Genomic DNA, 13,420 nt, shown 5'->3' with positions numbered 1-13,420 from the left:
AGGGTTTGTGGAATTCACGTTTGCCTGGCGGCGTCCTGCCGCCATGATGGCGCTGGCTGCCTTGTCGGCGCCGGCCTTCGCTGCCGAAGACGACCGTCCGGTCACCGCCACCCTCGGTGGCCGCCTGCACCTGGACTTCGCCACCTTCGACAACGACAACCGCGGCACCCCGAACAAGGACGACACCGAAATCCGCCGTGCGTGGGTTGACGTGTCCGGCAAGTTCTTCGTGGTCGACTACAAGCTGGAGGCCGATTTCTCCGGCGACCGCGTCGAGGCCAAGGACGTGTACCTGGCGCGCAGCTTCGGCAAGGCCGGCAAGCTCACCGTCGGCCAGTTCAAGCAGTACTTCTCGCTGGATGACCGCACCAGTTCCAACTACGGCAGCTTCCTGGAGCGCGGCAATGCCGGCACCACGCTGGCGCCGCTGTACCGCCTGGGCGCGTCGTGGCAGGCCAATCCGGGTGACTTCACCTGGGCCGCCAGCATCTACAGCCTGGAAAGCATCGACGCCTGGCAGGTGAAGGGGCGTGCTGCCGGTGGCCGTGTCACCTGGGCGCCCTCGCCCGCCGATGGCAACGTGCTGCACCTGGGCCTGTCGCTGGCCCGCGAGGCCTATGACAACCCTGGCGCGAACGGCGTTCCGGGCCTGAAGATCCGTCCGCGCCCGGCCGGCCATCTGTCCGATGAAAGCCGCCTGACCCTGGTCGACTTCTCCGCCGGCCGCGATACCGACGTCAACAAGTGGTCGCTGGAGTACGCCCAGGTGCGCGGCCCGTTGTCGTGGCAGGGCGAGTTCAGTGGCGCCACCTTCGATGACGGTTCACAGCGCGGCGACGTGATGGCCGCCTACGGCATGGTCAGCTGGTTCGTCACCGGCGAAAGCCGCGCCTACGACCGCAAGACCGGCCGCTTCGCGCGGGTGAAGGATATCCGCCACAAGGCCGGCGCGTTCGAAGTGGCGCTGCGCTACGACCAGATGTGGGGCGCGCAGCATCTCGATGGTGCGCCGGACCTGCGCCGCGGCAGCACCGAGGCGTGGACGCTGGGTGGCAACTGGTACCTGCGCGACAACCTGCGCTTCATGCTCAACGTGATCGAAAGCCGCAACCGCGACCGCCTTGCAGGGGTGACGGTGGACCGCACGCGCGCGGTCACCGGCCGCCTGCAGTACGACTTCTAAGCCCGGATTCCCGGGCATGCCGCCCGGGCCCCTTCCACTCCCCCACGTCCTGTATTCGCAAGGAGTCCGCAGATGATGCTGAGCATCCTCGGCTTTGGCATGGTCATTACGTTCATGTACTTGATCATGAGCAAGCGGCTGTCGCCGCTGGTGGCCCTGATCACCATTCCCATTCTGTTCGCGCTGATCGGCGGCTTCGGCGCCGGCATCGACGAGATGATGCTGGAAGGCATCAAGAAGATCGCGCCGACCGGCGTGATGCTGATGTTCGCCATCCTGTACTTCGGCGTGATGATCGATGCCGGCCTGTTCGATCCGCTGGTGCGGGTGATCCTGCGCTTCGTCAAGGGCGATCCGATGAAGATCGTGCTCGGCACCGCGGTGCTGGCGATGCTGATCTCGCTGGACGGCGACGGCTCGACCACCTACATGATCACTGTCTCGGCGATGCTGCCGCTGTACCAGCGCCTCGGGATGAACGCGCTGAACATGACCTGCGTGACCATCCTGGCCGGCGGCGTGATGAACCTGACCCCGTGGGGCGGCCCGACCGCACGTGCGGCCACCGCGCTGCACGTGGATCCGGCCGATGTGTTCGTGCCGCTGATCCCGTCGATGGTGATCGCCTGTGCCGGCGTGCTGCTGCTGGCCTGGTACCTGGGCCTGAAGGAGCGCCGCCGCCTCGGCGTGGTGACCCTGCCCAAGGGCGGCAGCTGGATGGACAACAGCGTGTCCGACGACAGCAATGCACTGCCTACCGTGGAAGACGCCGAAGACATCAAGCGCCCGAAGCTGCTGTGGGTGAACCTGGCGCTGACCGTGGCGCTGATGACCGCGCTGATCATCGGCGTGCTGCCGATGCCGGTGCTGTTCATGGTCGGCTTCGCCATCGCGCTGGTGATCAACTACCCGAACCTGGCCGAACAGCGCCGCCGCGTGGTCAACCACGCCGGCAACGTGCTGTCGGTGGTGTCGCTGATCTTCGCCGCAGGCATCTTCACCGGCATCCTCAACAACACCGGCATGGTGGAGGCGATGTCGCACAGCTTCCTGGCCGTGATTCCGGAATCGTGGGGCCCGTACCTGGCGGTGATCACCGCCGTGGCATCGATGCCGTTCACCTTCTTCATGTCCAACGACGCCTTCTACTTCGGCGTGCTGCCGATCCTGTCCGAGGCGGCCAGCAACTACGGCATCACCCCGGTGGAAATGGCGCGCGCCTCGCTGGCCGGGCAGCCGGTGCACCTGCTCAGCCCGCTGGTGCCATCCACCTACCTGCTGGTGGGCCTGGCCAAGGTCGAATTCGCCGACCACCAGAAGTTCACCCTGAAGTGGGCCATCGCCATCTCGATGCTGCTGATGATCGGCAGCCTGCTGTTCGGCCTGTATCCCCTCGCCGCCTGACCCTTTGCCAAGGAGCCTTCTGCAATGACGCTTCGAATCGCTTACGTCACCAGTGGAATGGGCAGTGTCGGCACTGCCATCTGCCAGAGCCTGGCCCGCAGCGGCCACACCGTGGTTGCCGGCTGCGCGCCGAACTCGCCGCGCAAGGCCAACTGGCTGCGCGAGCAGCGCGAACAGGGCTTCGACTTCATCGCCTCCGAAGGCAACGCCACCGACTGGGCTTCGACCAGTGCCGCGTTCGCCAAGGTCCGCGCCGAAGTCGGTGAGGTGGACGTGCTGGTCAACAACTCCGGCGGCAGCCGCGACCTGCTGTTCCGGCAGATGACGGTGGAAGACTGGAACGCGGTGATCGCCTCCAACCTCAATGCGCTGTTCAACCTGACCAAGCAGGTGGTCGATGGAATGGCCACGCGCGGCTGGGGCCGCATCATCAACATCGGTTCGGTCAGCGCCCACAAGGGCCAGATCGGCCAGGTGAACTACGCCACCGCCAAGGCTGCGATGCATGGTTTCAGCCGTGCACTGGCTGCCGAGGTTGCGTCGCGCGGCGTCACCGTCAACACGCTGTCGCCGGGCTACATCGCCAGCCAGGCGATCAGCAGCTTCCCGCCGGATGTGCTGGACCGGCTGGCGGCCTCGGTACCGGTGCGCCGCCTGGGCCGTCCCGAGGAAGTGGCCGGCCTGTGCGCATGGCTGGCGTCGGATGAAGCCTCGTATGTGACCGGTGCTGACTACGCCGTCAATGGTGGCCTGTACATGGGTTGAGCCCGTCTCCACGCGACGCGTGGACCGCCTCCCCCACGGAGTGCGCGGGGCCGGTGAACCTTCGCTTGCGAGGGTGATCCGGCCCCTTTTTTCATCCGGCTGCCGGACCTGCGCCGGTGCCCTGCATCGTTCGTTGGTTTTTCGTAAAGAAGGTTTCATGTTCCGTTCGCATAGTGGCCATGCACCGCGCACGCGTGCCGGTGACCACCCCCAATGCAACGGACCACCATGCAGACCCGACACCTGACGATCGCCGTGGCGATCGCGCTCTCCGCCGCCGCCAGCGCACATGCCGCCACCGCCGCCGATACCGGCGCCAACGCCAGCACCGATGCCGCGCTGAGCGCGCAGACGCTGGATACCGTCTCCGTGATCGGCCAGGGCGAGACCCGCCAGGTGCAGCGCATCACCGTAGTCGACAAGCAGGTGCTGCCGCCGGGCACCAGCGGCCAGAAGATCCTCGACCGCCTGCCGGGCGTGTCGGTGCAGTCCAACGACGCCTTCGGTGCCAACGAGGAATCGCAGACCATCAGCCTGCGCGGCTTCGACAAGAGCCGCCTCGGCTATACGCTGGACGGCATCCCGCTGGGTGACAACAGCTACGGCAACTACAACGGCCTGAGCATCGCCCGCGCGATCATCGCCGAGAACCTGGCCGGCGCAGAGCTGTCGCAGGGCATCGGTTCGCTGGGCGTGGCCTCGACCAGCAACCTGGGTGGCACCATCCAGTACTTCTCGATGGACCCGTCCACCGAATTCGGCGGCCGCGCCAGCGTCACCGTTGGCGACGACAGCCAGCGCCGTGGCTACCTGCGCGTGGATACCGGCGACATCAACGGTTTCTCGGCCTACGTGTCCGGCGTGCACCAGGACCAGGACATGTGGGCCGCGCCGTACCAGAACCAGACCACGCGCCAGTTCAACGCCAAGGCGGTGTGGAATGTCGGCGACCACCGCTTCGGCGCGTTCGTGGCCACCTCGCGCGCCAGCCAGGCCAACTACGCCTACCTGTCCAAGGACATGCTGGCACGTGGCCTGGGCTACGACTGGAACATCTATGCGCCGGACTGGGATCGCGCCGTCGCTGCCGCGTACTGCGCACCGGGCACCTACAACAAGGCACGCTGCAAGTTCAGCGGCGGCGTCAACAGCATCGACGATGCCTACTACCAGAGCCGCGCGCTGCGTGACGACAACCTGTACTCGGTCGACGCCGACCTGCGCCTCGGTGAGCAGGGCCGCCTGAAGCTGCTGGCCTATCACCATGACAACCGTGGCCAGGGCCACTGGTGGGCACCGGGCCAGCCGTCCTACCCGGGCACCGACAAGATGCTGCCGATCTCCATCCGCAGCACCAACTACACGATCAACCGCGATGGCCTGACCGCCGCGCTGTCGTGGACGGTGGGCATCCACGAACTGGAAGCCGGCCTGTGGTACGAGCAGAACGACCATAACGTGTCGCGCAACTTCTACTACATCAGCGGCCCGTTCCTGGACGACCTGTACCTGAAGAACCCGGACCGCCTGCTGTTCAACCAGGACTTCGACATCCGCACGCGCCAGTTCTACGTGCAGGACCGCATGCGCTTCCTCGACCAGCGCCTGACCGTTGATGTCGGCATCAAGAGCCCGAACACCCGCATGCGCGCCACCGCCCAGCCGGGCGTGGAAACCAGCATCGCCTCGGGCACGCTGACCGCCAAGAAGTCGGTGCTGCCGCAGGTGGGCCTGGGCTTCAAGCTCAACGCCAACAACGAGTTGTTCGCCTCGTACGCCGAGAACATCGCCGCCTTCGTCGGTGGCGGCAGCGGTGGCCCGTTGCAGGTGTCGCCGGAATCGTTCGCGGCCAGTGCCGGCCTGGAGCCGGAGAAGTCCAAGAGCCTTGAAGCCGGCTTCCGTACCTTCGGCGAGAAGTACCAGGCCTCGATCGCCGCCTACAACGTGAAGTTCGACAACCGCCTGCTGTCGCTGAACCCGTGCTCGAGCATCGAAGTCGGCACGCGTCCGGAGTGCGTGACGCGCTTCATCAACGTCGGTTCGGTGAAGAGCCACGGCGCGGAGCTGACCTTCATCCTCAAGCCGATCGACGGCCTGCAGTGGTACAACGCGCTGTCCTGGAACAAGACCACCTACGAGGATGACTACACCTCGGGCGGCGCGATCGTGCCGGTGGCCGGCAAGATCACGGTGGATACGCCGCAGCGCATGGCCTCCAGCGAGATCAGCTGGAACCGCGACGGCTTCTTCGCCAGCCTGCGTGCCAAGTACACCGGCAAGCGCTACTACACCTACACCAACGACCAGTCGGTGCCGGGCGTGACCACCTTCGACGCCGGTGCGGGCTACGACTTCGGCCCGGGCCTGGGCCTGCGCAACGTGCGGGTGTCGTTGAATGCGACCAACCTGACCAACAAGCGCTATGCGGGCCAGCTGAGCTCGTTCGCACCGACCGATCCGAAGGGCACGCGCTATGCGATCCATGCCAGCGCGCCGCGACAGCTGTTCATGACGGTGGCGGCGGAGTTCTAAGTCAGAAGCAGGCGCTGCGGCGCATTGAGTATTCCTGCATGGCGCGGGTAGGCAGCCCATGCAGGACACGCCGTAAACCCGTCCTTGGGGGCTCGATGGCGCCATCCATGGCGCCAACGGTCCTGCATGGGCCTGCCTACCCGCGCTCGACAATTCCCCGCGCCGGCGCGGAGGCAATGGAAAGCAAGAGCAAGAGCAAAGAGCCGGGCATTGCCCGGCTCTTTGCTTTTCAAGCGCAATCCCTTCGGCGCGGTGATGTGCTGCCGCCCGCGCGGGAATCTGTCTGGCGGCGGTGGGGCACCCTGGCCAGGACCGTGAGGCGCATGGATGCGCCGACCGAGCCCCCATGGATGGGTTTACGGCGTGTCCTGGCCAGGGTGCCCCACCGCCGCCCAGCGATATCAATCAAGGCGCCAGCGCTTCATCCCGCCAACGCATTTCATTCCGGCGCCAGCTGGTCCATCCGTATCCGGTTGGCGAACAGCGAAAACGCCAGCATGCCGGCCAGCCCATTCGCCCGGCTCACCCAGTGCGGCAGCCAGCGCGGCGGCTTCAGCACGCCCGCTTCGAACAGTGGCGCGAACGCGATCGCATCGGTCAGGCTCATCTTGCCGGCAAACAACCAGCGGCAGACCTGCAGGCGGTCCTCGGCCAGCATGTGGCGGAAGAAGGTGTGCACCGACACCAGGCCGCGCAGGTACACCGTGTCCTTGGTGAAGGCCAGGCCGCCACTTGGCGGTACCCCACGGAACACGCGCTGTGCCGACGCAAAGCTCTCTTCGGCGTTCTGCCCGGCAGCGCAGAAGTAGCGGAACACTTCGATGAAATCGGCGCCCTCGCGGGCCATCGCGATCGCTTCGGTGCGCAGGCTGATGCGCTTCAGGCGCTCGATGTCGATGCTGCCAGTGATCTGCTCGGCAAACGTCGCCAACCCTTCCTGGGTCGCGGTCACCCGCGGCGACGACAATGCCAGGCTGGGCAGCACCGGCTGTTCGCGGCCATTCAATGCGGTCAGCGAATGCACCAACGCTTCATGGTGGAACAGCTGCGCACGGTCGTAGGCACTGAAGCGCGCGCTGGTGCGCAGGCGGATGCGGGTCGGGCCGGCGGCGGCCTTGGACACCAGCTCCGGATCGAGCTGCACCTGGATGATGCGCGATTCGAAGAACGCATCGAGGTCATTCTGCAGCTGCAGCTGCAGGGCAATGGCCGAGACCGGCACCTGCTCTTCCGGCGCCAGCAGTTCATGATCGAGTTCGGCAGCAATCTGGATGAAGTGACGCGCCGCTTCGCGCGTGCTTGGGCCATTGCCAGGCAGCGGCTGCTCTGGGGCGCCGAACAGCTGCACCGAACAGGTATCGACCGCAGCCGTGCCCAACCCTTCCAGCAGCTGCGCGGCCAGGTCCCAGCTCTGCGCCGACTGCCGCACGTAGTGGCCCAGCGGATGAGTGTCATCGCAGTCGGCGGCGATCGCGGCCAGCGCGCGGCGCTCCTCGCTGAAATCGAGCCTCGGGTAGTCCACCTTCGGCAGCACTGGTTGCCCACGTGCCACGCTTTCCAGGAACGGCGCCTGCAGCGTTGCCGGCCAGCTGGTCAGGCCCAGCAGGCGGATGCCTCCCACGGCCTCGACCAGGCGCGCGTCGAGCGCTGCATGGTGGGCCACGTCACGGTCCAGCGTCGCGGTCGGTTCCATGGGCGGACTATAGCGCCCTGCCGTGTCCGGCGCCGTGCGCCGCCGCCCGAGCATCGGCTCGGGCGCTACAGGGAATGACTCCACCGCGAACCAAGTGTAGAGCCGAGCCCATGCTCGGCTGCCTTGTTACCGCCTACGCGGCTTTCCGGCCGGGCGGAACTGCTGGCCCTTGCCCTTCCTGCCACCACGCTCCTGCGCGGTCTCGGCCTGGCGAACGGCCAGCTTGGCAGCGGCGGCGGCCACTTCTTCCTTCAGCTTGAAGTAGTTCAGCAGCCGGCTCTCCTCGATCTCGCCGGCTTCGATCGCTGCACGCACGGCACAGCCCGGTTCCTGCTGATGCTTGCAGTCGTTGAAGCGGCACTGTGCGGCCAGCGCTTCGATATCGGCGAAGCCACCTTCGGACAGCGTCTCTTCACCGGTCGGCTTCAGCTCGCGCATGCCGGGGGTGTCGATCAGGCAGGCGCCCGTCGGCAGCGGCATCAGCGCGCGATGGGTGGTGGTGTGTCGTCCGCGCGAATCGTTGGCACGCACCGCGTTGGTCTTCATCCGCTGCTCGCCGAGCAGCGTGTTGGTCAACGTGGACTTGCCGGCACCCGAGGAGCCGACCAGCACCACGGTGCGGCCCGGGCCCAACCACGGTTGCAGCACGGCAACGCTGTCGGCATCCAGGCCGTTGATCGCATGCAGGGCGATACCCTGCATCTCCAGCTCTTCCAGCACCGCCAGTGCGTCTTCGCTGTACTCGGTCTGGTCGGCCTTGGTCAGCACCACGACCGGCTCGGCACCGCCACCGCCGACCAGCAGCAGGTAGCGCTCGATGCGGCGCGGGTTGAAGTCGGCATCCAGCCCACAGACGATGAACACCGTATCGATGTTGGCCGCGATCACCTGCTGGTGGTAATGCTCGCCTGCCGCACCGCGCTTGATCGCGGTACGTCGCGGCAGCAAGGCGACGATGCGGATGCCGTCGAGCAGCACCCAGTCGCCCACCGCCGGCCGTTCATGGCTGGGGAAGCGCGGGCGCTGCCATTCGGGCAGCGACTCGGCCTTGATCGAGGCGTCCGGGCCATCGGCCACCACGTAGTGGGTGCGGTGCTGTTCGATCACCCGTGCCGGGCGGGCCTGCGGGTGCGCGGCCATCGCGGCCTGCCAGTCGGCCTGCTGTGGCGGGCCCGGCCAGGGCCAGCCGATGGTCTGCAGGGCGATGAAATCGGGGGTCTGGGTCATCGCCGCCATTCTACCTGTGCCAGCGCCCTGCCAGCCCAGCAGTGACGGGCCCGGAGCCCTTGCCATGCATTGCAGCAATTCCGGTAGGATGGAAGCCCCATGCCTTTTGACGGCCCAGCTCCCATGTCCACCAACTCGCCCAAGCCCCTGGCCATCCGCGAGCGCCTTTCCGAAGTGCGCTACGAAATCCGCGGAGAACTGGCGCGGCGAGCCCGGGAGCTGGAGGCGCAGGGCCGCAAGCTGATCAAGCTCAACATCGGCAATCCGGGTGCTTTCGGTTTCCGCGCGCCCGAGCACCTGCAGCGCGCGATCGCCGACGACATGGGCCGCACCGACCCGTACACCCACCAGCAGGGCCTGCCGGTGGCGCGCGAAGCCATCGCCAGCTACTACGCCCGTCGTGGCGCGCCCGATGCACATCCGGACCGCGTCTTCCTCGGCAACGGCGTCAGCGAGCTGATCGACCTGTCGCTGCGTGCGCTGCTCAACCCGGGCGATGAAGTGCTGGTGCCCTCGCCCGACTACCCGCTGTGGTCGGCTTCGACCATCCTCAACGATGGCCGCCCGGTGTACTACCGCTGCGCGCCGGAGAACGGCTTCCAGCCGGACCCGAGCGAGATCGAGACGCTGGTCTCTTCGCGCACCCGCGCCATCGTGCTGATCAATCCGAACAATCCCAGCGGCGCCAGCTACCCGCGCGAACTGCTGGAGCGCGTGGTCGAAATCGCACGCCGCCACAACCTGCTGCTGCTGGTCGATGAGATCTACGACCAGATCCTGTACGACGACGCGGTGTTCCAGCCGGTCGCGCCGCTGGCCGGCGACCATCCGTGCCTGACCTTCAGCGGCCTGAGCAAGGTGCACCGCGCCTGCGGCTGGCGCGTGGGCTGGGCCCACCTCAGCGGCGACGATGCCCGCCTCGGTGACTTCCGCGCCGCGCTGGACCTGTTGGGCGCGCTGCGCCTGTGCGCCAACGTGCCGGGCCAGTACGCCATCGAGGCGGCGGTGAACGGCCCGGACACCATCTCCGAGCTGTGCACGCCGGGCGGCCGCCTGTATGAAACCCGCCGCGCGGTGATCGAGGCCTGCGAAGCCAGCGAGCACCTGTCGCTGGTCGCGCCGGCCGGCGCGCTGTACGCGTTCCCGGCCGTGGTCGGCGCCGCTGCCAAGGGCTTCGACGACCACAATTTCGCGCTGGACCTGATGAACAACGAAGGTGTGCTGGTGGTGCCGGGCTCAAGCTTCAACGTGCCCTACCGCCATCATTTCCGCGTGACCCTGATGCCGGAAGCCTCGGTGATGCGCGATGTGTTCGCCCGCATCGACCGTGTGCTGGCGCGCCGTGCCGAGGATGCGACCAAGGTCGTGCCGCTGAAGCCGCGCCGTTCGGTGGCCTGAGCCGTGGCGTTGTCCTACCTGGCGCTGGGCGATTCGTACACCATCGGTGAAGCGGTTGCAGTCGAAGGCCGATGGCCGCACCAGCTGGCCGCCGCGCTGCGCGCGCAGGACGTAGCGCTGGCCGACCCGCAGACCATTGCGACCACCGGCTGGACGACCGACGAGCTCGATGCGGGTATCGACGCGGCTGCACCGCAGGGCCCGTTCGATTTCGTCAGCCTGCTGATCGGCGTCAACAACCAGTACCGCGGGCGTCCGCTGGACGAGTACCGCAGCCAGTTCCAGGCCCTGCTGCAGCGGGCGATCGGCTTCGCCGGCGGTGATGCCGGCCGCGTGCTGGTGCTGTCCTTCCCCGATTGGGGCGCCACCCCGTTCGGTGCCGGCAGTGGCCGCGACCTGGCCGCGATCGAGATCGAGACCGACGAGTTCAATGCCGCCGCCGAGGTGATCAGTACCCGGCACGGCGTGGCCTTCGTCGACATCACCGACATCAGCCGCGCGCAGGGCGAAGACCCGACGATGATCGCCGAGGACGGCCTGCATCCTTCAGCGCGGATGTACGCGCTGTGGAGCGCGCGCGCGCTACCGGTTGCCGCGCATCTGCTTGGCGGCGCGGACTGAGGCGATGGACGGCACGCCACGGAACGGCCCGCCCCTGCCCTGTGCTCCCCTGGCGGCCCCGCAGGCCCGCTTGATCGCCGAAGCGTTCCGCCCGGCGCAGGCCTGGGGCAGCCGCCGCGACTACTACTACACCCGCGGCAAGCTCGGCAGCGATCCGCTGTACGACGGCGTGCTGCAGCATCTGCCTGACGACGGGCAGCCGGTGCTGGACCTCGGCTGCGGGCTGGGCCTGTTCGCCCATGTACTGCGCCAGCGCGGCGGCACCCAGCGCTACCTGGGCGTGGACGTGGACGCCGGCAAGATCGCCCGCGCGCAACGTGCCGCCGTCGAGCTGCATGACGTGCGCTTCGACTGCGTGGACGTGCAGGCGCCGCTGCCGGCGCAGGCCGGGCACGTCCTGCTGCTGGACGTGCTGCAGTACCTGGACGCGGGCCCGCAACAGGCACTGCTGCGCGCGGCCAGTGCACGGGTGGCCCCCGGCGGCCGCATGCTGCTGCGCACGCCGCTGGCCACCGGCGATGGCCGCGACCGCACCACGCGGGTGGCGGACCGGCTGGCCTGGCTGGTCGGCTGGATGGGCACGCGGCCGCGCCACTACCCCGATCCACTGGTACTGCAGACGACGCTTGCCGAAGCGGGATTACAGGTGACCGCTCCCCGGCCACTGCACGGGCGTACGCCGTTCAACAGCTGGCTGCTGGTGGCCGAACGCCCTGAGGTGTAGAGCCGAGCCCACGCTCGGCTGCTCCACGCGGCCAGAACCCGGTGCTACGAGTCAGGCAGCTGCGCCTTCAAGCCGCGCTCGTCCAGCGCCTGCAGCACGCGCTCGATGATCGCCAGATTGTGGCCGTGGGCGGCGCCCTCGTGCAGCAGCACGATGGCCCCTGGCCGCAGGTCCGGCAGCAGCCGCGCCAGCACGCCCTCCGGGGTGCAGCCGACGCCGTCGTAACCGCGCGCGCTCCAGCCCACGCGCACCAGGCCCAGCGCCTTCAGCACCGGCGCCACGAACGGGTTTGTCATGCCCACCACCGAGCGATACCAGCGCACCGGATGCCCGCTCAGGGCCTGCAGTGCATGCTGGCAGCCTTCGATCTCGGCCCGCATCGCCGCTGGGCCCAGGCGCCAGAAGCGGGCCTGCGGGTGGCTGAGACTGTGATTGCCCAGATCGTGACCACGGCGCAGGATCTCGGCCACCAGTTCCGGCTGCGCCAGCGCACGGTCCCCCACCAGGAAGAAGGTCGCACGCGCCTGATGGCGGTCCAGCAGATCGAGCACAGCACGGGTTTCCGGGCCGGGGCCGTCATCGATCGTCAGCCAGACACTGTTGCCGGCGTCCGGCACCCGGCTCAGTACCGGCGCGTAGAAACGGCTGTTGGGCAGGAACACCGGCACCATGAACAGCGCATGGCTGGCCACCATCAGCGGCAGCCCCCAGTGCCACCCAGCCTGTACCCAGACCAGGATCACGGCCAGCTGCGACGCCACCAGCCAGGGCAGCCAGCGCCAGGGGCGGGCCGGGATGCGATGCAATGTTCCTGCGTTGCTCATCCCCCATGATGCCATGGGGGTTAGAATTGATGATTCGAATTCCCGGAACCCCGACGTCCATGTCCCTCGATCCCGCCCTGCGTTCGCGCATCGAATCCATCCTCAACGCCAACCGCGTCGTGCTGTTCATGAAGGGCCAGCCGTCGATGCCGCAGTGTGGTTTCTCGGCCAAGGCCGTGGGCGCGCTGCAGGACCTCGGTGTCGAGTTTGCCCACGTCAACGTGCTGGCCGACCAGGAAATCCGTGAAGGCATCAAGGCCTACGGCGACTGGCCGACCATCCCGCAGCTGTACATCGACGGCGAACTGGTCGGCGGCAGCGACATCGTGCTGCAGATGGCCGCCAGCGGCGAGCTGAGCAGCGTGCTGGGCCTCGCCGCACCGGACCGCACCCCGCCGAGCATCACCGTCACCCCGGCCGCCGTGGAAATGCTCAAGGGCGCGCTGGCCGACGCCCCGGGCGCTGCCCTGCAGCTGACCATCGACGCCGGCTTCCAGCCGAACTTCCAGCTGGCCCCGCATGACGAAGGCGCGATCGCTGCCGAGTCCAATGGCCTGCGCGTGCAGTTCGACCTGTCCAGCGCCCGGCGCGCCAACGGCATCACCATCGACTGGGTGGACGACATCCGCGGCAAGGGCCTGGCGATCGACAACCCGAACGCGCCGAAGCCGGTACAGGAAATCAGCGTGCGTGATGCCGACGACCTGGTGCGCGCCGGCAACATCACCCTGGTGGACGTGCGCCCGGCCGACGAGCGCGCCATCGCAGCCGTCGGCGTGCCGTTCAGGAGCTTCGACGGCAACGGCCGTGCGGAGCTGGAAGCCCTGCCGAAGGACACCGCGCTGGCCTTCATGTGCCACCACGGCGGCCGCAGCGCACAGGCTGCCGAGCAGTTCCGTGCACTGGGCTTCACCAAGGTGTTCAACGTCACCGGCGGCATCAATGCCTGGTCCGAAGACGTGGACAACGGCGTGCCGAAGTACTGATCGGCCCCGGCATGGGGTCGACTTGGGGTCGGATCCCTTTCCGCAGGAAGCGGCTCTGACCCC

At 67.7% G+C, this 13,420-nt stretch carries 11 protein-coding genes; 8 read left to right on the top strand and 3 right to left on the bottom strand.

Annotated features, from left to right (window positions below; translation table 11 throughout):
• The first annotated feature begins 43 nt into the window (after positions 1 to 43).
• The 4 genes from AC5P88_RS13785 (at position 44) to AC5P88_RS13770 (ending at position 5,884) form a co-directional block, all read left to right on the top strand.
• Positions 44 to 1,183, top strand: coding sequence for an OprO/OprP family phosphate-selective porin (locus AC5P88_RS13785; protein ID WP_495225373.1), 1,140 nt, complete (start codon positions 44 to 46; stop codon positions 1,181 to 1,183).
• 75 nt (positions 1,184 to 1,258) lie between these two features.
• The gene (locus tag AC5P88_RS13780) at positions 1,259 to 2,587 is read left to right on the top strand and encodes a CitMHS family transporter (protein WP_049411738.1); all 1,329 of its coding nucleotides are present in this window, start codon (positions 1,259 to 1,261) and stop codon (positions 2,585 to 2,587) included.
• Between the two features lie 24 nt (positions 2,588 to 2,611).
• A complete protein-coding gene (gene phbB, locus AC5P88_RS13775) occupies positions 2,612 to 3,352 on the top strand; it encodes an acetoacetyl-CoA reductase (protein ID WP_005414435.1) in 741 nt (246 codons plus the stop codon).
• A 228-nt stretch (positions 3,353 to 3,580) separates the two neighbouring features.
• Positions 3,581 to 5,884, top strand: coding sequence for a TonB-dependent receptor (locus AC5P88_RS13770; RefSeq protein ID WP_495225312.1), 2,304 nt, complete (start codon positions 3,581 to 3,583; stop codon positions 5,882 to 5,884).
• A gap of 439 nt (positions 5,885 to 6,323) precedes the next feature.
• Here AC5P88_RS13770 and AC5P88_RS13765 read toward each other — a convergent pair whose 3' ends face one another.
• Together AC5P88_RS13765 and rsgA are read right to left on the bottom strand one after the other, a co-directional pair.
• Complete coding sequence (locus tag AC5P88_RS13765) at positions 6,324 to 7,577, bottom strand: flavohemoglobin expression-modulating QEGLA motif protein (protein WP_106550725.1); 1,254 nt, start codon at positions 7,575 to 7,577, stop codon at positions 6,324 to 6,326.
• A 126-nt stretch (positions 7,578 to 7,703) separates the two neighbouring features.
• Positions 7,704 to 8,813, bottom strand: coding sequence for a ribosome small subunit-dependent GTPase A (gene rsgA / locus AC5P88_RS13760; RefSeq protein ID WP_106550726.1), 1,110 nt, complete (start codon positions 8,811 to 8,813; stop codon positions 7,704 to 7,706).
• 114 nt (positions 8,814 to 8,927) lie between these two features.
• Between rsgA and AC5P88_RS13755 the strand changes: the two genes are divergently transcribed.
• From AC5P88_RS13755 to AC5P88_RS13745, 3 genes are read left to right on the top strand one after another with little or no spacing between them, the layout of a single operon-like run.
• Positions 8,928 to 10,202: a pyridoxal phosphate-dependent aminotransferase gene (locus AC5P88_RS13755; RefSeq protein ID WP_005414441.1), complete on the top strand. Its 1,275-nt coding sequence runs from the start codon at positions 8,928 to 8,930 to the stop codon at positions 10,200 to 10,202.
• 3 nt (positions 10,203 to 10,205) lie between these two features.
• Positions 10,206 to 10,823 carry an SGNH/GDSL hydrolase family protein gene (locus AC5P88_RS13750; RefSeq protein ID WP_495225311.1) on the top strand — a complete coding sequence of 206 codons (618 nt, stop codon included), beginning with the start codon at positions 10,206 to 10,208 and terminating at the stop codon, positions 10,821 to 10,823.
• Positions 10,824 to 10,827: 4 nt separating this feature from the next.
• Positions 10,828 to 11,547, top strand: coding sequence for a class I SAM-dependent methyltransferase (locus AC5P88_RS13745; RefSeq protein ID WP_111112419.1), 720 nt, complete (start codon positions 10,828 to 10,830; stop codon positions 11,545 to 11,547).
• A 44-nt stretch (positions 11,548 to 11,591) separates the two neighbouring features.
• Here AC5P88_RS13745 and AC5P88_RS13740 read toward each other — a convergent pair whose 3' ends face one another.
• Entirely contained in the window at positions 11,592 to 12,371 is a 780-nt protein-coding gene (locus tag AC5P88_RS13740) for a polysaccharide deacetylase family protein (protein ID WP_495225310.1), read from the bottom strand.
• 59 nt (positions 12,372 to 12,430) lie between these two features.
• On the opposite strand from AC5P88_RS13740, the gene grxD reads away from it, so the two are divergent.
• Positions 12,431 to 13,357 carry a Grx4 family monothiol glutaredoxin gene (grxD, locus tag AC5P88_RS13735; protein WP_024956044.1) on the top strand — a complete coding sequence of 309 codons (927 nt, stop codon included), beginning with the start codon at positions 12,431 to 12,433 and terminating at the stop codon, positions 13,355 to 13,357.
• Positions 13,358 to 13,420: the final 63 nt, after the last annotated feature.

The sequence above is a fragment of the Stenotrophomonas sp. YJH_SMC_8 genome (assembly GCF_059371315.1).
This window is presented reverse-complemented; position numbering and strand designations above follow the sequence as displayed.

What these genes read in the sequence shown, in the direction of transcription:
- AC5P88_RS13785 (WP_495225373.1), top strand. Translation starts at nt 44, where the DNA reads ATGATGGCGCTGGCTGCCTTGTCGGCGCCGGCCTTCGCTGCCGAAGAC.
- AC5P88_RS13780 (WP_049411738.1), top strand. Translation starts at nt 1,259, where the DNA reads ATGCTGAGCATCCTCGGCTTTGGCATGGTCATTACGTTCATGTACTTG.
- phbB (WP_005414435.1), top strand. Translation starts at nt 2,612, where the DNA reads ATGACGCTTCGAATCGCTTACGTCACCAGTGGAATGGGCAGTGTCGGC.
- AC5P88_RS13770 (WP_495225312.1), top strand. Translation starts at nt 3,581, where the DNA reads ATGCAGACCCGACACCTGACGATCGCCGTGGCGATCGCGCTCTCCGCC.
- AC5P88_RS13765 (WP_106550725.1), bottom strand. Translation starts at nt 7,577, where the DNA reads ATGGAACCGACCGCGACGCTGGACCGTGACGTGGCCCACCATGCAGCG.
- rsgA (WP_106550726.1), bottom strand. Translation starts at nt 8,813, where the DNA reads ATGGCGGCGATGACCCAGACCCCCGATTTCATCGCCCTGCAGACCATC.
- AC5P88_RS13755 (WP_005414441.1), top strand. Translation starts at nt 8,928, where the DNA reads ATGTCCACCAACTCGCCCAAGCCCCTGGCCATCCGCGAGCGCCTTTCC.
- AC5P88_RS13745 (WP_111112419.1), top strand. Translation starts at nt 10,828, where the DNA reads ATGGACGGCACGCCACGGAACGGCCCGCCCCTGCCCTGTGCTCCCCTG.
- AC5P88_RS13740 (WP_495225310.1), bottom strand. Translation starts at nt 12,371, where the DNA reads ATGAGCAACGCAGGAACATTGCATCGCATCCCGGCCCGCCCCTGGCGC.
- grxD (WP_024956044.1), top strand. Translation starts at nt 12,431, where the DNA reads ATGTCCCTCGATCCCGCCCTGCGTTCGCGCATCGAATCCATCCTCAAC.